This window comes from Adhaeribacter swui (assembly GCF_014217805.1).
Taxonomy (GTDB): domain Bacteria; phylum Bacteroidota; class Bacteroidia; order Cytophagales; family Hymenobacteraceae; genus Adhaeribacter; species Adhaeribacter swui.
This window is the reverse complement of sequence record NZ_CP055156.1, coordinates 2,018,680-2,040,073: the sequence shown is the minus strand read 5'-3', so window position 1 is coordinate 2,040,073 and position 21,394 is coordinate 2,018,680. Positions and strand designations below refer to the sequence as shown.

At 45.3% G+C, this 21,394-nt stretch carries 13 protein-coding genes; 4 read left to right on the top strand and 9 right to left on the bottom strand.

Translation table 11 applies throughout. The features are described from left to right. Window positions 1–333 precede the first annotated feature (333 nt). Window positions 334–1,833, bottom strand: a complete 1,500-nt coding sequence (locus HUW51_RS09025; RefSeq protein WP_185273645.1) for a RagB/SusD family nutrient uptake outer membrane protein — start codon at window positions 1,831–1,833, stop codon at window positions 334–336. A gap of 19 nt (window positions 1,834–1,852) precedes the next feature. Continuing rightward, window positions 1,853–4,945, bottom strand: a complete 3,093-nt coding sequence (locus tag HUW51_RS09020) for a SusC/RagA family TonB-linked outer membrane protein (RefSeq protein WP_185273644.1) — start codon at window positions 4,943–4,945, stop codon at window positions 1,853–1,855. Window positions 4,946–5,818: 873 nt separating this feature from the next. Here HUW51_RS09020 and HUW51_RS09015 point away from each other — a divergent pair. Next, window positions 5,819–6,886 carry a substrate-binding domain-containing protein gene (locus HUW51_RS09015; RefSeq protein WP_228466977.1) on the top strand — a complete coding sequence of 356 codons (1,068 nt, stop codon included), beginning with the start codon at window positions 5,819–5,821 and terminating at the stop codon, window positions 6,884–6,886. Window positions 6,887–7,210: 324 nt separating this feature from the next. Here HUW51_RS09015 and HUW51_RS09010 read toward each other — a convergent pair whose 3' ends face one another. The 4 genes from HUW51_RS09010 to HUW51_RS08995 all read right to left on the bottom strand — a co-directional run bounded on the left by HUW51_RS09010 (window position 7,211) and on the right by HUW51_RS08995 (window position 11,548). Next, window positions 7,211–8,620 (bottom strand): Gfo/Idh/MocA family protein, encoded by a 1,410-nt coding sequence (locus HUW51_RS09010; RefSeq protein WP_185273643.1) that lies wholly within the window; start codon window positions 8,618–8,620, stop codon window positions 7,211–7,213. A gap of 193 nt (window positions 8,621–8,813) precedes the next feature. Then, window positions 8,814–9,464: a carbohydrate-binding family 9-like protein gene (locus HUW51_RS09005; RefSeq protein WP_185273642.1), complete on the bottom strand. Its 651-nt coding sequence runs from the start codon at window positions 9,462–9,464 to the stop codon at window positions 8,814–8,816. A 3-nt stretch (window positions 9,465–9,467) separates the two neighbouring features. Then, a complete protein-coding gene (locus HUW51_RS09000) occupies window positions 9,468–10,613 on the bottom strand; it encodes a phosphotransferase enzyme family protein (RefSeq protein WP_185273641.1) in 1,146 nt (381 codons plus the stop codon). Next, complete coding sequence (locus tag HUW51_RS08995; RefSeq protein ID WP_185273640.1) at window positions 10,610–11,548, bottom strand: nucleotidyltransferase family protein; 939 nt, start codon at window positions 11,546–11,548, stop codon at window positions 10,610–10,612. The genes HUW51_RS09000 and HUW51_RS08995 overlap by 4 nt, the downstream gene beginning before the upstream one ends. A gap of 569 nt (window positions 11,549–12,117) precedes the next feature. Here HUW51_RS08995 and HUW51_RS08990 point away from each other — a divergent pair. Continuing rightward, window positions 12,118–12,411, top strand: a complete 294-nt coding sequence (locus tag HUW51_RS08990) for a DUF3861 domain-containing protein (protein WP_185273639.1) — start codon at window positions 12,118–12,120, stop codon at window positions 12,409–12,411. A gap of 181 nt (window positions 12,412–12,592) precedes the next feature. Here HUW51_RS08990 and HUW51_RS08985 read toward each other — a convergent pair whose 3' ends face one another. The 3 genes from HUW51_RS08985 to HUW51_RS08975 form a co-directional block, all read right to left on the bottom strand. Continuing rightward, complete coding sequence (locus tag HUW51_RS08985; protein ID WP_185273638.1) at window positions 12,593–13,498, bottom strand: NmrA family NAD(P)-binding protein; 906 nt, start codon at window positions 13,496–13,498, stop codon at window positions 12,593–12,595. Between the two features lie 155 nt (window positions 13,499–13,653). Continuing rightward, window positions 13,654–14,568: a helix-turn-helix domain-containing protein gene (locus HUW51_RS08980; protein ID WP_185273637.1), complete on the bottom strand. Its 915-nt coding sequence runs from the start codon at window positions 14,566–14,568 to the stop codon at window positions 13,654–13,656. Between the two features lie 33 nt (window positions 14,569–14,601). Then, window positions 14,602–15,339 carry an SDR family NAD(P)-dependent oxidoreductase gene (locus tag HUW51_RS08975; protein WP_185273636.1) on the bottom strand — a complete coding sequence of 246 codons (738 nt, stop codon included), beginning with the start codon at window positions 15,337–15,339 and terminating at the stop codon, window positions 14,602–14,604. A gap of 424 nt (window positions 15,340–15,763) precedes the next feature. On the opposite strand from HUW51_RS08975, the gene HUW51_RS08970 reads away from it, so the two are divergent. Together HUW51_RS08970 and HUW51_RS08965 are read left to right on the top strand one after the other, a co-directional pair. After that, window positions 15,764–18,121, top strand: coding sequence for an ABC transporter permease (locus HUW51_RS08970; RefSeq protein ID WP_185273635.1), 2,358 nt, complete (start codon window positions 15,764–15,766; stop codon window positions 18,119–18,121). 873 nt (window positions 18,122–18,994) lie between these two features. Next, window positions 18,995–21,391: an ABC transporter permease gene (locus HUW51_RS08965; protein ID WP_185273634.1), complete on the top strand. Its 2,397-nt coding sequence runs from the start codon at window positions 18,995–18,997 to the stop codon at window positions 21,389–21,391. The last annotated feature ends 3 nt before the right edge of the window (window positions 21,392–21,394 follow it).

The following is a 21,394-nucleotide window of genomic DNA, read 5'->3' as shown; positions in this document are numbered from 1 at the left end:
GAGGACGCTCGCGATAGAATTTGAACTTAATTCCAAATAGAGACTTTTTACTGGTTTGAGCAGGTTTATTTTATGATAAACCTACATCTTGTAATGGGCTATTCAGGAGGAACCTATTTTGCTACGGAGCGAAATAGGTTCCTCCTGAATGACCGATTTTTTAAAAAATTATTCCGTCTGCCTGCTTTTAGTTAAGCACAGAATCATATTTAACTTTCTACTACCACAGTTAAAGCTGACATAATAACCATTTGATGTTTAGCCTCTACCTTTACTAAAGTCTTATATCTAACATCATGATACTTGTATCTTGATACTTGTGTCTAAATGAAATTAATCAGGATTTTGCACCAGTTTGGGATTTAGCACGATTTCCTGCTCTGGGATAAAAAAGACGACCCGGCTGTCGGTGTAAGGGATTTCCTGGGTAGTTTGGCCCGATAGAATGTGGGTGCCCGGGTAATTGCGCACCATGGTGCGTTTGTTCCGGAATACATCAAACTTACGCAAGCCTTCGTAGGCAAATTCCAGGTGACGCTCTTCCAGCACCACGTCTAACACGCTGGCGTAGCCTTTTAGATCGCCGGTAGTAAATAAGGCATCATTGGATAAACCGGCGCGGGTGCGGATTAAATTTACATCGTCCAGAGCGGCCTGGTCGTTGCTCAGCTTGGCGTTGGCTTCGGCGCGGGTTAAGTACATTTCGGCTAAGCGCAGGTACACCGGCGAGCTCAGCGTTACTACGCCTTCCTGGTACGAGTACTTGGTGATGTAGTATTTTGGGAAACCATTTCTTTTGGCCAGTATTGGATTGCCGCTGGCGTCGGTTTTAACGGTACCATCGGCGTTCTTTTCGTACACCGGCACAATAAACTCGCGGCGCTTATCTTGGGGGTATTTATTGATTAAATTCCGGTAGCTTTCCGAAGCGTACATTTCGCCCCAGCCTTTGCCATCGCTTAAATACATCGACCCGATAGCGCCCCATTCACGGTCGTCTTTCAGAGTGTGTTTGATGGCAAAAATGGTTTCTTTGTTGGTTTCGTTGGCTACGGTAAAATACTTGGGCAGGTCGGCGGTAGAAACCAGGGAATAGCGGCCGGAGTTAATTACTTTGTTTGCCATTTCAATGGCTTTTTCATTTTGCTCCATGTACAGGTACACCCGCGACAGTAAAGCATAGGCTACTTCTTTGGAGGCAAAACTGCTGCTTTTTTCGCTTTGCATTAAGGTGGCCGCTTTGTCCAGGTCCGCGATAATAAAGTCGTACACTTCTTTCACGGTACTGCGGGCCGGCAAATCGTTTACATCGGTGTTGCTCCGGATCATAATGCCCGGTGAAGCGCCGTTATCCTGGGCGTAAGGCCGGCCGAATAAGTTTACCAAATCAAAATGCACCATGGCCCGCAGGAAGTAATTTTCGCCTAATACCTGGTCTAACTCCGGCGACTGACCTTCTTTTAACTTTTCGATTACCACGTTGGTACCGTAAATAGCCTGGTACGCTTTCCGGAAAAAGTTTGTAGTTACCGCCATGGTTTTGAGGTGCCGGTAATTATAGGCGTAAAACAAGGGGTCGGAAGTAGTACCGCTTAGCGACACGTTATCGCTGGGGAACTCGGCCATAAAATGGTAGTTCCGCACGTAGTACTCGTCTTTAATGTAGGTGTAATTACCAATGGTAGCGGCCTTTAACCCTTCGGGGGTGCTGGTAGTCTGGTCGATGGTAAGCCCATCATAGGGTTTAATGTCCAGTTTATCGGCGCAACCGCCCAAAAGTGTGGCTCCCAGCAAGTACGGGAAAATATATTTTTTATAAGTAGCTGATTTCATCTCTAAAAATTTAAAAATTTTAAAAATCGATATTCACGCCGAACAAATACTTTTTACTGATCGGGTACTTGGCATTAGCGGTACCATCTTCCATATCTACTTCTGGATCCATGCCCGAGAACTTGGTAAGGGTTACCAGGTTATCGCCGCTCAGGAATACCCGTACCGCGCCAATTTTATACTTGTTGATAAAAGCCGTGGGCAAATCGTAGGAAAAAGTAACGTTGCGTAAGCGCAGGTAGCTGCCATTTTCCAGGAACCGCGACGAAGGCTTATTAGAAGCTAGATTACCGCCCAGAACAGGCAAAGGATGGGTAGCATTATCGCCTTCTTTTTCCCAGCGGCTCCAGCCATCGATCAGGCGAATACTATTGTAAGTAGGATAAGCGCCGTCGGCATCAAAAATTTCGCGGTTAGCATTATACACCTTGTTGCCATACACATAACTCATGAAAGCCGATAAGGTAAAGCCCCGGTAGGCAAAGGTATTGCGCATACCGCCGGTAAACTTCGGATTAGAAAGGCCGGTATATACCCGGGTAGCGCTGTTGTATAAGTTAGTGGTGCTGCGGGTTAAGCCATCGGGAGTTTGTACTAACCACAGCGGGTTGCCATTGGCCGGATCTACGCCTTGCCAATCGCGCATGTACCACGACCCAATCGGACGCCCCACTTCGATGCGCTGGTTATTGTTTTCGATGGGCTGGCCCCCGTATAATTCCAGAACTTTATTGCGGTTAAAGTTTAGGTTTAAGCTGGTTTCCCAGGTAAAAGCTTTTTTAATGTTTTGGGTAGTCAGTTCAAAGTCTACGCCTTTGTTGCGTACGGCACCAATATTCTGGGTCTGGAAATAAAAACCACTCGCCGAAGACAGCGGCACATCCTGCAGAATGTTATTGTTGCGCCGGGTATAAAAATCAACGGCCAAGTCGATGCGGTTAAACAGGCCAATGTTTACTCCGGCATCGTAGGTATAAGCTTTTTCCCAGGTTAGGTTGGGGTTAGCTAAACGGCGCGGAAAACCACCCGGCTGACCGGCGTACTGCACATCGAACTGGTACAAATCCTGCGCGGCGAAATCATCGATGTTGGCGTTACCGGTGGTACCGTAGCTGCTCCGGATTTTTAACAAATGAATTTTATTGGATAAACCTTGGAAGAAATCTTCGTTGGAAACAGCCCATGCCCCGCCAAAGGAATAAAAGTTACCGTAGCGATTATCCCGGCCAAACCGCGAAGAACCATCGCGCCGGAACGATACTGTAGCAAAATATTTGCTGCTGAAATCGTAATCGACGTTTACAAAGCCCGAGATAAAGTTATTTTTTAATTTATAGCCACCCAGCGTACGCGGCGTAGCGGCCGAACTTAAGGTTTGTAAACCCGGGAAAATACCTTGCCCGGTAGCGTTAATGCCATCGGAATAATTAGTTTGCGACTCTGCCCCTAATATGCCCCGGATGGTGTGGTTGCCAAACGATTTATCAACAGTTAAGAGGTTTGACGACAAAAAGCTATTGGTGTACCCGTATTCATTGCTTAACTCGCCATTAACCGACTGGCCGTTAGGCGTACGCGAATCGTTGTTATACTCCAGGCGGGTGTTGCCGGTAGTATAGCGGTTGGTCGTAGAAAAAGTAAGCCATTTTAAAATATTGTACTCCAGCTTTAAATCGCCGGTAAGCGACTGCGAGCGTAGTTTATTGTAGTTGTATAAACTGGTAAACAAGAAGTTGTTCCGGTCGCGGCCAAACCAGCCCTCGGTATCCGAATCCACGTATTTTACCGAACCATCCGGGTTGTAAGGATTATCCCAGGGCATGTTGATGTACGAATCCACAATAGCATCGCTCGGATCGTCGCTCCGGTTTGAGAACTGCGCGTTTACCCGGGTCGTTATTTTTAGTTTAGGATTAATATTATGGTCCAGGTTAACCCGCAGGTTGGTTTGCTCATAATCCGTGTTGATTACCGTACCTTGCTCCTGGTAATAATTACCGCCTATATAAAACCGGGTTTTATCAGTACCACCCGAAAGCGACAATTGGTGGTTGTTGGTTTTAGCAGTCCGGAAAGCTAAATCCTGCCAGTTGGTATTCTGTGGACTAGCGGGTAAAACGCCACTTACGTAATCGTTGTAATTTAAAGGCAAGCCTTTAGAAGTTAAATAAGCGTTAATGTCGCTTTCGGTTGGGTTCGGGTTAGTTTTGGTTAGTTCGCCAATGTAGGTGTTGCGTTTACCGGTGTAGTCGTTCTGGTACATTTTGTCTGTGAAGTTGTACAACTCCTGCCCGTTCATTAACTCAAACTTACCGGTAGTAGCTTGCGCAATACCCGTAGTTCCGCTGTAGCTTACGCGCGTTTTTCCGGCTTTACCACTCTTGGTAGTAATTACAATTACCCCGTTGGCGGCCCGCGAACCGTATAAGCCGGTTGCTGCGGCATCCTTCAAAACCGAAATACTTTCAATATCCGTAGGGTTGGCGGTGCCGCCAATTACCCCGTCTACCACGTACAAAGGCTCGGCCCCGGCCGAAATTGAACCCGTACCTCTAATCCGGACGGTGGGCGTTGCTCCGGGCTGGCCGCTGCTGTTGGATACTACTACCCCCGCGGCTTTACCTTGCAGCAAATTAGCCGTGTTATTACTGGTTACGTCGCGCAGCTCACTGCCTTTTACCACCGAAACCGAACTTACCAATTCCGATTGCGAACGGCTGGAATAACCCACTACTACCACTTCATCCAGCTTCGATACATCTTCTTCCAGAGTAATCAGCACCTCACTTTTACCCTGCAACGGAATGCGCACCGATTTATATCCAATAAAGCTGGCAACCAACACATCGTTGGCGGTTCGGGCGGATAAAGTATAATTGCCCTGCACATCAGTTTGCGTACCAATACTGGTACCTTCTATCATTACAGTTACCCCGGCTAAAGCGTCTCCTCTGCTATCCAGGATTTTGCCTTTAACCGGAAATGTAGTTTCCTGAAAATAAGAAAAAGAGTTACTGCTTTCCGCCCGTGCCCCAACCGGCACAAGGCCTAGCCCAACCGAGCTGCACAGCAAAAAAACCTTTAAATAAGAGGAAGTAGTTTTTCGCAACATAACAGAAAAATTTAGATTGATACACGTTACACCGGCACTTGAACTTAACAGGAGTTACCTGTTGGGTTTAACGCCGGCAATTTTTACTTTGGAATAGCCAAAGCAAAGCCATAGCCCCTCCAGAATTGCTTCCAGAAGGCCGGATTAGGACAAATTTATTTTGGTTATATGTAATGTTTCTTTTGCCGGATTATGGCGAAAGAAAACGCGTTAGAATCTTGGAATTGCGATAAATCAGAAACAAACACCCCTTAGGAAGGTAGTTTTGTTTAGTCTCACTGGTCAGCTAAACCCAGTAGAACCTCTTGAGTTGTACTGCGGCTATTTTTAATCGTTACTAAACAAATATAATAAAGAGAAAAGAACAAACAAATAAAATAAAGCTAAAATGTGCTCGAACACTCAAAATTTAGATACAATTGTGTTCGAACACGCAAATCTTTTAATCAATTGCGTTTTATCTAATGGCATACCCAAACAAATAAAGATTTTAAAGAGATTTTTTAAAAAAATTAATTTTCTACTAATCGGCTCAGCGCGAGAAATGCGGCTTAAAAACAAATTTTTAAATTTAAGTAATTGATTTTGCTGATAAAGGGCTCCTTACTTTAACTTTTTGGCGGCTGCACGGTTATAAATTACCTAAACACAAGAAATATTTACTAAATCGTAATAAAGCTAGCTTGGGAATTTCAATATTAATCAAGTATTTGCGAAGGTAAGTCTTGGTTCCGCCTCCCTCTGCCTGCCCTAAACGCTGTGTATACTATTGCGTTGTTGCTGCTATTCTATTTTTGTTTAACCCGAAAGGTTAATTACCATGGGTAAAACAGATACATATAAAATTTTAAAATCACTGCTTACTTTGTTTTCATGTTGCATAATAAAATTGTACGGATAAAAGATATTGCTGAAAAAGCGCAGGTTTCGAAAGGCACCGTAGACCGGGTGCTGCACAACCGGGGCCGGGTGGCCGAAGATGTGCGGCAGAAAATCCTCCGGATTATTGAGGAAATGAACTACGAACCCAACCTGATTGCCCGTACTTTAAAATCGAACCGCAACTTTTACCTGGCCGCCCTGATTCCGGACCCTCTGATTGATCCGTACTGGGAAGCGCCAAAATCCGGGATAGAAAAAGCCGAGAAGGAGCTAAAGCAGTACGGAATTGCGGTGAAGCCCTTTATTTTTAACCCGTACAACATTGATTCTTTTTTAAAAAAAGCCGCGGAAGCTACCCAATCTGCTCCGGACGGAATTATTCTGGCACCGGTTTTTTATCGCGAAGTGTTACCGTTTTTTGAACAGTGGACGCAGAAAGAAATTCCGTATGTGTTGTTTAACACACAGATACAGGATAGCACGCCATTGAGCTACATTGGGCAAGACTCTTATCAAAGCGGTTTTCTGGCGGCTAAAATGCTGCACTACGGTTTACCCGATCCGTGCACGGTTTTGGTGGCCCACATTAACGAAGATATTCCCAACTCCGCCCACTTAATTACTAAGGAAAAAGGCTTTACCGATTATTTTTTGCAGGAAAATTTAAAAAACCGGTACACCGTAGCCCGGCAGGAATTGAGCAACCCCAACAGTTTAGCTTTTACCGAACAACTAGCTCAACTCCGGAAAGAACACCCCAATTTAAAAGGCATTTACGTTACCAATTCCAAAGCCTACGAAATTGCTTTTTACCTGGAGAAACACCGGTTAACCAACATCAAACTGATCGGTTATGACTTGCTACCCAAAAACATTCAGTACCTGGAAGACGGCGTGATCAACTTTATAATCAACCAAAACCCCAAAGGCCAGGGCTACTGGAGCATTTACCAACTCAGCGATTTCCTGGTTTTTAAAAAAGACATCAACCCGATTAAATACCTGCCCCTGGATATTATTACCAAAGAAAACTTAAGCTATTACATAGATGCAGAATAAAAAAGGAGGCTGATGAGCCTCCTTTTTTTGTATCCGGTATGCTCCCGGATTCTGTTTTGTGTTAAAAATTTAAAAATTGTCAGTAAATACATTGACTATGGCGGGTATGGAACCTAGGAACTGAAGTGTTGTACATAGTTGTTGCCATGCAAGTCAGGATCTTGTGTTTAATGCCAGGTTACCCTGACCTCCCCTGCCCCTTTGTATCTTCACAAACGGGTTTTTGCAATGTTGCCAATTTACCTGCCGCTATTGGTGCCACCCGCCGCTGTTTGTGTCTTCACAAACAGCTTTGTATCGCCTACCAACCCGAAATCCGAACAACTAAACCTTCACCTTAGTTGAGCCTCCGCCGCGTAGCGAAATATCCACGGGTGGGTTCTTTTCCCAGGCACCGGCGGTAAAATCGGGCACATCCATGGAAGTAGATCGGTTGGCTACCGATTTTTCGCTTAATGGCGCAATAGCACTCCACAGAGCGGCATCGTACACGTCCTGATCCAATGGCAAACCATTGCGTAAACAATCAATTAAGCGCCAGTCCATCAAGAAGTCCATTCCGCCGTGGCCACCGATTTGCTTGGCCATTTCGCCCAGTTTACTTACCAGCTCGGGTTTAAATTTTTCTTCCAGATTTTTGAATTCTGCTTCCGATACCCAGTCTTCGTGGCTGGTGGCAATACGGGCTGGGCCGGGCCATTTGCTGGCCGCGCCTTTGGTGCCACTTACCAGGTGAATGCGCGAATAAGGCCGGGTAGACGATACGTCGTGCTGAATCATAATGGTTTTGCCTTTTTTGGTGCGCACGGTGGTGGTATTCATGTTGCCGCGATATTGCTTGTTGGCAAATTCCTGGTAAAAACTATCCGTAGAAGCCAGTTGCTTGGCGGTAGGGCCCATAGTAAAATCATTGCTGGATACCGATACCAGATAATCCATCTGGTCGCCGCGGTTGATGTTCATGATCTGGCAAATCGGACCTAAACCGTGGGTAGGATACAAGCTACCGTTTCGGTAATTTTCTTTCAGGCGCCACATCTCGTAATAGCCTTCTTTCGAGAAATTAAGGTCCACGAGGTTATGGATATAAGCGCCTTCGCAGTGAATAATTTCGCCGAAGAAACCTTGCCGGGCCATGTTTAAGGTCATTAATTCAAAAAAGTCGTAGCAGCAGTTTTCCAGCATCATGCAATGCTTTTTCGTTTTTTCGGAAGTTTCTACCAGCTGCCAGCATTCTTCGAGGGTAGTGGCGGCGGGCACTTCTACGGCTACGTGTTTGCCGTGCTCCATGGCGTAAACGGCCATGGGCGTGTGCAGTTGCCAAGGTGTGGCAATGTAAATTAAATCAATATCATCGCGGTTTACCATTTCTTTCCACGAATCGGCTTTACCGGAATACGTGGTGGGTTGGTGCGGGGAACCAGCCAGAATTTGCTGGGCTTTAGCTACTTTCTCGGGCCGGATATCGCATAAACCTTTAATATCTACGCCATCCATGTAACTGATACGTTTTACGGCTCCCGGCCCGCGTTGCCCCAGGCCAATAAAGCCAATGCGTACAGTTTCGATTTTGGGTGCGGCGTAGTTGCTCATGTTAAACTGTTGCCGGTGGTTTTTACCCATCGACGTAGCAGCCGACCCGGAGGAGGCACAGGAGGTTATCAGGCCGGTGCCGGCCAAGCTTACACCGGCTAATCCGGCCAGCTTTAAAAATTCACGACGGTTATTGCTCATGGTTCTGGAACTTAGTTATTTTTAAAATTTTTAATTTTCTGAAGTGATGTAGATCTCCGGTGAAGCAGAAACTACCATTCTGATTAAGTTATAGAATTTATTCTACCCTTCTAAGCTTTACTCTTTTCTCTGTCTATCAAGCTTCTATCTGCATGCAAAAGGCGATTTTTTAAAATTTCTTTTAAAAGCAAGCTTACACAAATTGCACCCCCCCAAAATATTCCGGCAAATGAAAGTTAGGTTCCGGGGCGTAAATGTTATTCCAGGTTACAAAATGGGGGCGCGGTAATTCGTCGCCGCATTTGTAAAAATTTCCCCGGGCGTTTATCCCTTGAAAAGTTGTAATGGCATGCTGGGTAAACACTTCCGCCGGAATAAGCAAGGTTAATTCCCAAGACGTAACCCGCTCGCCGTTGGGTAGCGCCGTTTTTTGCAAAATCACAGAATGCTTAATTTTCCGAATAAATTCTTCGGGCAGTAACTGCCGGTTTTCCCGGCTGGCACCAAACCCCAACCGGCAGGTTCCTAAGCAGTTAAATTCCAGGTTATAATAATTTTCTTCGCCGTTAAACGAAATAAAAAACTCGACGCAACTATCTTTATAAACCGGATCGTTGATATTGCGGAACTTGGCCCGCACGGCTTCTTCGTCGACGTAAAATTTTAAAAAAATGCAATCGTGGTTGTAGCCCAAAACAAACTGCACCTGCGGCTTGTAGCTGTATTTAGCCCAAGGGGTATTATCCAACAGATTTTTTTCCAGGTTATCCAGTTCCGGAGCAACTTCTTCCAGGGGACTTTGCCGGTTTAGTAAAGGCAAATAAGGTACTTCCAGTTTTTTCATAGCTTATTTAGCGATTGTGCTTAGTTGCGGCTTTACCTGGGCGCAGGTGCGAATAATTTGTTCGATTTGCGGGTATTGTTCTTCGAGTTTTTTTACGAGTTGCAACTGGGCCCGCGCGCGTTGCAGGTTATGTTCCGGGAAATGAATTTTGTAGTAATTGTCGCCATCGATGTAATCGGTTAAAAAACGCAGACCCATAATGTAAGGCAACAATAACACACCCAAAGCCAAAGATTCAATTTCGGTTTTGGAAAGTAAAAGCTTGGTTTCTTCCAGAAAACCTTGGGTAAAGCTTTCGAGCAAGGCCATATTTACGGTTACTTTTTCCAGATCTTTTTCGTCTTCGGCAGCCGTGTTTACCGTAGTCCGAATGGCATCGCCGAAATCGTAGGCCACGTAGCCGGGCATTACGGTATCCAGATCAATCACGCACTGGGCTTTATTATCCTGGCTCAGCAGCACATTGTTAAACTTGGTATCGTTGTGGGTAATGCGTAAGGGCAAAGCGCCGGCTTCACCTAAACGCAGAATGGTGCTCATGGCTTCGGCGCGTTCTTCCACAAAAGCTATTTCGGGGGCCACGTCTTTTACCCGGTTTACCGGATCTTTCTGGATTGCCGCCCGGAAAATTTGTAAACGGCTCTGGATATTATGGAAGTTAGGAATGGTATCGTGCACCCGGTCTACGGCTAAATCGGCTAACAAAGCCTGAAACCGCCCGAAGGCTTTGCCGCCTTCAAAAGCTTGCTGCGGGGTTTGTACGATGTCGTAGGAATTGGTATTTTTTAAAAAATAATACATGCGCCAGTAATTGCCGGCCTCGTCCTGGTAATACCATTGGTCGTGGTGCGTAGGTACTAAAGTAAGCACTTCTTTCCCGGGCTCGGCGCCCGGAATAGTTTGCAGTTTTTCGCGCAAATGCGCCGTTACCTGCCGGATGTTATCCATGAGCAAGGGCACATTTTTAAAAATATGGTGGTTAATGCGCTGCAGCAGGTAATCCGGGGCTTCGGCCTGGTGGTTGGCTACGTGAAAAGTATCGTGGATGTGACCGGAACCATGCGTTTGGATAGCACCAACGGTACCTTGTATTTTAAACTGGGCGATAATATCGGGCAAATCATAAGCTTCCTTACTACTCTTTTTCATGCTAAGTCTGCGGTTTCTAAGGTGTTATTCCATAAATTTTCCGGATAAATGCCTTTATCGATCCGTTTTTTTAAATTTTGCACGGCTACGGGTTTATCTGCCGGATAAGTTACCCCAAACCACTTTTCGCCGGACTCGATTACCTGCACCTTAATTTTATTTTCCTGTACCAGGTTGTTAATAACCGTAGGCAGAAAAAACTCGGCTTTGGGCTGATGGGCTTCTTTTTCTAAAAACTGAATCAGGTATTCTTCAAAATAAGCTAAAACCTCAGGCTGAAAAGCCATCAAATTCATCGATACAATCTCGCAGCCACTTAATTTTAAAATTTCGCCATTGGCGGTTTGTGCCACAATGCCCTCGGGCGTATCCTGAATGTGGGTTTGCTCGGTAATGCTTTTTAAAAAACCGTTTTCGTCGCGCTCACAAACTCCCCGCGACACGGCCCCATTATCCGACAGTGTATTCACCAGTTGGTAGCCCACCAAACAGCCCGCTGGCGCATTTTCCTGCTGAAAAAATTGCGTAATCTGAGCATACGAGGTGCTGCCGTAAAAATCATCGCCGTTGATAATAGCAAAAGGTTCTTTAATTTTTTGGCCCGCTACCCACAAGGCGTGCCCGGTGCCCCAGGGTTTTACCCGGTTTTCCGGTACGGTAAATCCATCGGGCAAATTATCCAGTTCCTGCAACACGTAATCTATTTCGATTTCGTCCGGAAACTTGTTCTGCATAACCCGCCGAAATTCCTCTTCCACCGATTGCCGGATGATGAAAATAATTTTTTTAAAACCTGCCCGTATGGCATCGTAAACAGAATACTCGATAATAGTTTCGCCGTTGGGGCCAAAAGCATCTATTTGTTTTAAGCTGCCATAGCGGGTGGCCATGCCAGCGGCCATTACTACCAAAGTGGGGCTTGCATTCCTGCTCATAGAGGTGCGGCTATTTACTAAGTTATTGATTTTTCGCGTATTATCTGCGCAACACACAAATTTTCCAGTTTGTTTTATTCGTGTTTTTCCTGGCTAAGCTTGCCATTTTTCTTTGCGGCGTATAATATCCTTATTGGCTAGGCTTATCATTCCCCCTTGCTTACCGGTTCATTCTTTTCTGCTCGCAACAAAGACAACAGCAAGACTTAGGGGTAAACACTATTTTTAAAGTAGAAGCAACACGGTGTACTAAACTTATTAACTAAAAGTAAAAGAAGCAAGCAAAAAGTTAAAAAAGTGTTCGAAAACGCATAAAAAAATACAATATGTGCTCGAACACGCTATAGAACCAGTATAAAATCGGCAGATTACATATAATATCGGGCAATCTTTTATTATTAAGTTTTGCAATGGCAGTAAGGATGGGGGAAGATAAAAAAATGTTGGCAGGGCTCCGGATTAACCGCCGGCATGCTTTTTAAAGCAATATAAGTAGTAAGCTATAGAGCTGCTTGCCGGTTAAAATCTTCTGCATCCAGCTTTCGTTATAAACTTAAATTTAAAAATCCGTGGAAAAGAAAACCTACAAATACCATTTAGTTTTAACGTTACAGCAATACGCCAACGGCCAAACAGAGCCACCCAAAGCGTTAGCGTTAAACTTTGATAATCACGACGAGATTTTTGGGATAATAGAACGGCTGCGCGAAAAAGATCCGTTTAATAACCCGGCGCAAGCCGCGGAGTTTGCCTTGGGGTTAAAGTTGTTCAGCGAAGTAATGCTGAAAAACCGCGATCATGCTTTGTTCGAAGAACTCCGGCCAGCTTTCGGCAACTTTATGAAACGGTTAAAAAGCTTGTAGCTGCGAACTATAGCTAATTGGTACATAAGGCGGCATTCTTGCAGCCAACACGATTAAGCGGCAGTACTGTTTTTAAAAAATTAAATTACGAAGCATATAAAAAGTTAGCGATAAGGGTGTTTAAGGCCACTCTTATCGCTAACTTAAAAACTATTAACCTGGAAATAGAAATTTTAAAATTTTACTTTTCGTGGTAAGCTTGGGCAAACTCCCGGGCAAACTCGGCAAACTTTACTTTACCCAAAGCAGGTTGGTGGCGGTAATAATCTTCGAAAAGCAACCCGCTGCGCTGACTGGCCTGCATCTCTACTATGCCGTGCGCAATTTTTGCATTTACGCCGGCACTTAACATGCCACTTAGTAATTGTTCATCCGGTATAACAAGCCATTGTAAATCAGGCTGGCCGATGGCTTCGCCCAGTACCTGGGCTATTTTGTTGGGCGAAATTTCGTCGCTGGCAATATAGTGAACCGTCCGTCCAACAAAAGGCTTTTCCATTTCCGCGGCAATTACCTGGGCAATATCCAACGGCGACACCCAAGGTTCTTTTTTGTTGCCACCATAATTAGAAATAATCGCACCCTGCGCTTTAATGGTTGCCAGGGAACGGTACAGATTCGTGTAAAAGCCTACCGGGCGCATAAACTTAATGGCTACCTCCTCGGGTAACTGTTGCAAGATTTGCTCAACCTCGTAGTGTACGGCCAGCGAACCGTAGCCTGTAGCGCTGTGCGCCCCCACGCTGCTGAGGTGCACTACTTTTTTAACCCCGGATTGTTCTACGGCTTGTTTGTAATTCAGGCCAATCTGGCGCATGCCGGCAGCAAAGTCTACGTTCTGGTCCAGCAAACTCCCGATGCCTTCCCAGGTTTCGATCAGGTATACCACATCGGCGCCAGTAAACGTAGCGGTTAAAAAAGCAACATCCTGCATGGTGCCGATGGCAGATTGGGCACCTAGAGCTTCTATGTGCGGTTGTCTTTCGGGTTTACTGCTGATTACGGTTACAGCGTGGCCTTGGGCCACTAATGCCTGGGTGAGTGGTTTACCAATGTTCCCCAGAGAACCCGTGATTACTATGTTCATATTTTTTAAATTTTGGTTGTTGCAAAATTCCGCAATCAACCAAAAACACCCGTAGCCAAAACGCGCCTTGTTGTAGCCGATTTGAGTTTGACCAGTTTTGTACCACTCATTTTACCAGAGCAGCACTTTACCCGAAATTTAAAAACACCTGGCTTTTAGTTAAACGATTGCCGGAATTCCAGGGGCGAGAGTTGGGTCTTAGTTTTAAACAGTTTACTAAACGACTGCGGATGCTCAAAACCCAGAGCATAGGCAATTTCGCTGACCGTATGTTCGGTGGTAGACAGCTTTTCTTTGGCTTTTTCGATGAGCTTCTGATGGATGTGCTGCTGGGCGTTCTGTCCGGTTAAGGCGCGCAGCATATCGCTTAAATAACTTGGCGATACGTTTAAATGACTGGCCAGGTACTGCACCGAAGGCAGACCTTGCTCCAGGGTTTTCTTGTGGTTAAAATAATTATCCAGCAACTCTTCCAGCTTTTGCAACATGTCGTTGTTCACAGCTTTGCGGGTAATAAACTGGCGTTTGTAGAACCGGTTGCAGTAGTTCAGTAATAACTCCAACTGCGAAATAATAACATCGTGGCTAAAATCATCGATCCGGCTTTTTAGCTCTTCGTCAATTATTTTAAAAATGGCCAGAATGGTTTCTTTTTCCTGATCCGAGAGGTGTAAGGCTTCGTTGGCCGCGTACGAAAAATAACCGTATTGCTTAATTTTCCGGGCCAAAGAATAAGACAACAAAAAATCTGGGTGAAAGAGTAATATGTAACCGGAAACTGCCTTATCGGGCGGCGATTCAAACAGTTGATTGGGCGCCGAAAACACCAAACCACCTTCGCCAAAATCGTAATAATTTTGCCCGTATTTCGCTTTGCCGCACACGTTGGTTTTGTAAGCTATTTTGTAAAAATCCAGCAGAAACATACTGGTTAATTCGTCGCGAAGAATATTTATATCATTAATATCAATAAAACTACCCAGCGGGTGCAGGGGCTTGGGTAGCCCAAACACCCGGTGGAAGTCGGTTAATGATGTAAAGCGGCGCGGTAACTGCTCTTCCTTTTTCATGGGGTAAATTTAAAAATTTCTGCTTGCTTTAGCTTACCAGGGAATTTCGCCGGTTTCGGGGTTTTGTTCTTCGCTAATAAACTTGCCGGTGGGTCCATCGGTCCCGATCATGGCGTATTTGGCAATGCGCGATCCGGCTTCCTGGGCGGTGCCGGTGCCGCGGTGGTGGTTAAAGTCGGTGGCTACAAAGCCCGGATCAACGGCATTTACTTTAAACGGCGTATCGCGCAGTTCGTAGGCCAGATCGATGGTATACATGTTCAGAGCGGCTTTGGAAGGCTGGTATACCGCTGCTTTATGATGATAATACTTCCAGGTAGGGTCGTTGTTTAAAACCATAGAAGCGGATAAAGAAGTAACCATCACAATGCGGGGCTGCTCTGCTTTCTGCAACAAATCAATAAAGGCCTGGGTTACCCGGATAACGCCGTAGAGGTTGGTATTAAATACCTCGTGCATTGTATCTACGTCCAAATCCAAAGCATTTTGGGGCACGGCCCCGAGCACGCCGGCATTGTTGATTAAGGCATCCAGAACATTTGTTTTCCGGCCTAACTCCACCCGGGCGGCTTTTACCGATTCCGGATTACTCACGTCTATTTGCACCGGCTCTACTTGCGTAAAACCTTCGGCTTTTAGTTTTTCTGCGGCGGCTTGTCCGTTTTGTAAATTGCGGCTTCCGAGGTACACGTAATAGTTGTTTTGCAATAGTTGGCGGGCAGTTTCAAAGCCGATGCTTTTATTAGCGCCGGTAATTAAGGCTTTTTTCATCTTTGTTGTTTTTAGATTATTGATACAACAAAGATCGGCCGCCACGCTTTTTTACCTGTAGGCTAATTGCGGGGATGTGTAGCCAAAATGAGGAAGTTCGCTTAAAAGGCAACAAGTAGTTCTGATAGTCATTCATTTTAAGCGTTTTACTTTATCTTGATGAGTTTAATAAAAACGGGCTTACCCGGGAAAGCTTAAAAAACTTGTGCTAAAAACGGACAAAAACTGTATCAAAATCGGACAAAATTTAAAAAAAACGGCCCACTTTAATCGCATAACATTACTCATAATCAATAATTTACGACAATGGCATCTTTCTTATTTTAATATTATCGGGAGGAGTTACTATTTGCCAGATGCTCCTGGGCAGTAGCCTTCTAAATTTTAGAATTGCGAATTTTTTTAAATTTTATATTCCGCGGATATGCTCCAGAACTATCTGAAAATTGCGTTGCGAAACCTGCTCCGCCATAAAGCTTTTTCTTTTATAAACATTATGGGCTTGGCTTTGGGAATGACCTGTAGTATTTTAATTATGCTGTGGGTGCAGGACGAATTAAGCTATAACCGGTTCCACAAAAATGGACCGCACTTGTACCGGATTATGGCTAATTTAAATTGGGGCGAAATCCAGACTGGCGCCAATTCGCCGCAACCCTTAGCCGATGCATTGCGCAAAGAAATTCCGGAAATTACCCACGTGGTACAGATGACCGAATGGGATCTGGGCGTGTTATTCGAAGCAAATGGCAAAATCAACAAAGAAACCAAAGGCCGGTTTGTTGGTCCTGAGCTATTTCAGATGTTCTCTTTTCCGCTGGTAGAAGGGGACCCCAAAACTGCCTTAACTGCCCCGGATGCGGTGGTGATCTCTCAATCTTTAGCGCGCAAGTATTTCGGGAACCAGCCGGCGCTCGGGCAAATTATTCACATCAAAGATCAGAGCAATGTGCGGGTAACCGGTGTAATGCAGGATATGCCCAAGAACTCTTCTTTGCAGTTTGATTTTGTGTTGCCACTAGAAATTTTTATTAAAAAGAATGATTGGGCAAAAACCTGGGGTAACTTTAGTTTTAACACCTTTCTGCAACTGCGGCCCGATGCGGATTTTGCCAAAGTAGATGGGCAAATCCGGAAATACATGCCGCAAAATCATCCGGAACAAAAAGCTGATTTTTTCCTGCAACCCCTGGCGGATATGCATTTATACGCCTACAAAGCCGGTAAACCCGATGGCGGCCGCATTGCGTACGTGCGCTTGTTTACCGTGGTAGCCGTATTTATTTTACTGATTGCCTGCATTAATTTTATGAACCTGGCTACGGCCCGCTCCGCCAAACGCTCGAAAGAAGTAGGCATCCGGAAAGTAATCGGAGCAGCCCGATCGTTGCTGGTGGGGCAATTTATGGGCGAGGCTTTGCTCACAGCTTTACTGGCGGTACTTCTCTCGGTGATAGGGGTAATTTTATTGTTGCCTGTTTTTAACCAGGTTACCGGCAAAACCATTGCTATCGATTATTCCAGCCCTTTGTTCTCCTTATCCTTAATAAGCATTGCCGTAATTACCGGCCTTGTTGCGGGCAGTTATCCGGCCTTGTTTTTATCGTCGCTGGAGCCAGTAAAAGTATTGAAAGGCAGCATTAAGTTTGGTTTTAAATCGTTGCTGTTGCGCAAAGGCCTGGTCGTTTTTCAATTTACCTTGTCGCTTGTTCTGATTGTAGGCACCCTGGTTATTCACCGCCAGATTTCCTTTATTCAGAACAGTAACTTAGGTTTTGATCGGGAAAATGTAATTTCTATTGGCGTAGAGGGCAATCTCGATAAAAATATAAAAGCTTTTAAAAACGAAATATTACAAACCCCGGGTATTAAATGGGTTACGGCCACTAGCAACCTTCCCCTGGATATTAATAACACGTCGGCAGACTTGCAATGGCCCGGCAAATCCGAAAAAGAAGCTTCTTCTGTTTCCGGCGTATTTGTGGATTACGACTACTTCAGAACCATGAATATTCCATTAAAAGAAGGCCGGTCTTTTTCCTATGATTTTGCTAGTGACAGCAGCACTTACATTATAAACGAAGCCGCCGCCGACATTATGGGCCTGCAAAACCCGGTAGGGCAAACCGTATCGTTCTGGAATGGCAAAGGGAAAATAATTGGCGTTACGAAAAACTTTCATATGCAATCGCTGCACGAACCCATTAAGCCCTTGATTATGCTGCCGTTACCAAAACCCCGCGGCGAAGGCATTTTGCTGGTACGCACCGAACCCGGCAAAACCAAAGAAGCCTTGGCCAGTCTGGAAAAAGCCATGCGCACCTATAATCCGGGTTACCCGTTCGAGTACAAGTTTCTGGACGAAGTTTTTGAACAACAATACCGGAGCGAAATAACTATTGGCACCCTGATTAACTGTTTTGCGGGCTTGGCTATTTTTATTTCTTGTTTAGGCTTATTTGGCTTGGCTTTATTTACCGCTGAGCAGCGCACCAAAGAAATAGGCGTGCGCAAAGTGCTGGGAGCCTCCGTATTTAACATTGTGGCCTTGCTCTCCCGTGATTTTTTAAAATTAGTGTTACTAGCCAATGTGTTGGCCTGGCCGCTCGCCTGGTGGGCCATGAATAAATGGCTGCAAAACTTTGCATTCCGCGCCGATTTAGGCTGGTGGATTTTTGCCTTGGCCGGGGTAGCTACTTTGGGCATTGCGCTTATAACAGTAAGCTTCCAGGCTGTACGCAGTGCCGTCGCCAACCCGGTAAACTCCCTGCGCAGCGAGTAGGCCGGAACTTTGATTTATAGGATTAGAGGATTACCTGGATTCAGATGTTATTAGATTTGATGGAACTTGCGCAAGTCTTAGAGGGGAAAACGACAATTATTTAAGTGGGTGATTGAGGATTGAGAAGGCAAGGAATGATTGTGGTCACTAATCTGATACTGTTTATCCTCCCCCTACCCCCTCCAAAGGGGGACTTTCTGCAACTGATTAGACTAGATTGGTTTGATTTGACAAGATAAATCTGAAAAACAATAACTGCGAAAAGGCACTAGCAATGAAATATACACAGATGTCAGCTAGAAAAACAAGAAAAATGGTAGTCAAGCATCAGACAGAAGCTAAAAGCAAATGACACCAGTTTGGCTATTGAGCACCTGCTAGGGTTCCGGTTTTGCGCAGCAAAATTCCGCAGACGGAGTCGAGGAAAGGAAGGCTAGCCCGTGCGAGAGAGCCAAACGAGGCCCGCCGGCCACGAGGCAAAACTTGTAGTTAGCCAGTTAGATAGCACCAGTAAATGGAGGCTGGAACAGGCTCCAAGTAAGTACAGTAGAATACTAAATTTTTAAAAATTTACTTTTTAGCAGCTTATAATAAGCAGATCAAGGTTCCGGCTAAAGCCGGAGTAAAGTTACAGACTTTACCTTATTGGTAGGTACAAGTTTAAAAACTTGCACCAGAGAAAGAGCCTGGAGACTTGAAAAGACTCCAAAGAATTAAAAGAAACCAATTACAAAAGCAGATATGCCAGGCAGGAGACTAACTTCTTGTCAAAAAGCCACCAGTGCCACTACGCGAAACACGGACGCCAGTGTAATGAAATCAGTAACCGACTTACTAAAATTAGAAAAATTTAAAAAATTAACAATCCATCTCATGCTTTACAACTACTTAAAACTTGCTTACCGGAATTTGCTGCGGCAGAAGTTTTATACCGCCATCAACGTAGTCGGGCTAACGCTGGGTATAACCTGTTGTTTGCTGATATTTTTATTTGTGCAGAACGAGTTGAGTTACGATAAATTCCACGCGCAGGGCGACCGCATTTACCGGGTGCTGCGGGTTGGTAACATGAACGGCGATAAGACCAAGATACCGTACGTGTCGGGGCCATATGCGCCGGCGCTGCTCACTGATTTTCCCAGCGATGTAAAAGCAGCCGTACGGGTAATGTCCACGAATGCCTTGTTTTCGTACCAGGACAAAACTTTTAAAGAAGAACGGGTATTTATTACGGATCCTGAATTTCTAACAATGTTTTCTTTTCCGCTGGTGCAAGGCGATCCGCGCCAGGCCCTTGCCGACCCGGATAATGTAGTCATCAGCCAAGCCATTGCTCAAAAGTATTTCGGTTCCGAAAACCCGATGGGCAAACTCCTGACCCTGGATAAAAACCAAACGTGCAAAGTAGCTGGGGTAGTGGCCAACGTGCCCGATAACTCGCATCTGAAATTTGATTTTGTATTTTCGATTAAAGATTACGAAAGCCAGGAGTGGTTCCAGCGCTGGAATAATAATTCGATGTTTACCTACGTGCTGCTGGAAGAGAAAACCAATCCCGAAAACCTGCTCGCACAATTCCCCGCTTTCATGGAGAAACACCGGGGCTCCGAAACTAAAAAAGAAGGGCAGAATATGACCCTGGAACTACAACCGCTCCACGCCATTCACCTGGATACCAACACGCAGTTCGATTTTGCGGAGCAGGGTAATAAAAGCAACGTGTATATTTTTTCGGCGATTGCCGTTTTTATCTTGCTCATTGCCTGCATTAATTTTATGAATCTGGCTTCAGCCCGTTCGGCTGGCCGCGCGAAAGAAGTGGGCGTGCGCAAGGTTTTGGGCGCATACAAGCAACATTTAATCAGCCAGTTTTTAAGCGAATCTACCTTGCTCACGTTTATCGCGGTAGCTTTATCGCTGGGTTTAATTATCTTAATATTACCTTATTTTAACACATTCGCCGAAAAGCACTTAGCTATTCCTTTTACTAATCCTTGGTTATACGTGTTTTTAGTGGGCGTTGCCCTGGGAGTGGGTTTGCTGGCGGGCAGTTATCCGGCTTTCTTTTTATCGTCGTTTGAGCCGGTAAAAGTTTTACGCGGGCGACTTGCTTCCAGTGCGGGTCATCCGTTACTACGGAAAGCCTTGGTAGTATCGCAGTTTAGCCTGTCAATTTTTCTGATGATTGGCACCGTAGTTATTTTCCGGCAGATGGATTACGTGCAGAACAAAAATTTAGGGTTCAGTAAAGAACATGTGATTACCATACCGTTGGATAACGAAGAAATTTACAGCCGGAGCCGCGCTTTTATTAATCGTTTACAGCAACTGCCGGATGTTCAATCGGTATCGGTAATGTCGGGGGAACCGGGTGGTTTCCACGATAGGTATGTATTTAACGTAATCGATAAACCCAACGAGACCTGGAGTTTCCGGACGGCTTTTTCCGATGAAAATTATTTGCCAACGCTCGGCATTAAACTAATAGCAGGCCGTAATTTTTCAAAATCTTTTGCTACGGATTCGGTAGCGGCCATTTTACTGAACGAAACCGCGGTTAAAAACTTAGGCTGGACGCCGCAGGAAGCTATCGGGAAAGAATTTGTGGATCCCAGCCATTGGGCTGAACAACAAGCGCCACGTCGCCGCAAAGTAACTGGGGTAGTGCAGGATTTTCATTTTTCTTCGCTGAAAGAAACCATTGAACCCCTGGTAATAGCTATGCGCCCCGATCGCCGCTTGGTGGCTATCCGGCTAGCCGCGGGCAACCCAAAATCCAGCCTGGCGGCCATCGAAAAAGTGTTCAATCAAACCGCACCAAAATATCCGTTTCAATATACGTTCCTCGACGAGTCGTTTGGCAAGTTGTATAAGAGCGAACAAAAGCAGGCGCAAATACTGGCAGTATTCTCCGTACTGGCTATTTCTATTGCTTGCCTCGGTTTATTAGGTTTGGCTTCTTACACCACCCAGCAACGCCGCAAAGAAATTGGCATCCGCAAAGTATTGGGCGCTTCGGTGAGCAACGTGGTGACTTTGCTCTCTCAGGATTTTTTAAAATTAGTATTGCTGGCCAATATTCTGGCCTGGCCATTAGCCTGGTGGGCCATGCACAAATGGTTGCAGGATTTTACCTACCGCGTAGAACTCAGCGCGCTGATATTTATTGTAGCCGGCGTTATGGCCTTGCTCATTGCGATTGTAACGGTAAGTTTCCAGGCTTTAAAAGTAGCGGTGGCTAACCCGGTAAATGCCCTACGCGACGAGTAGGAA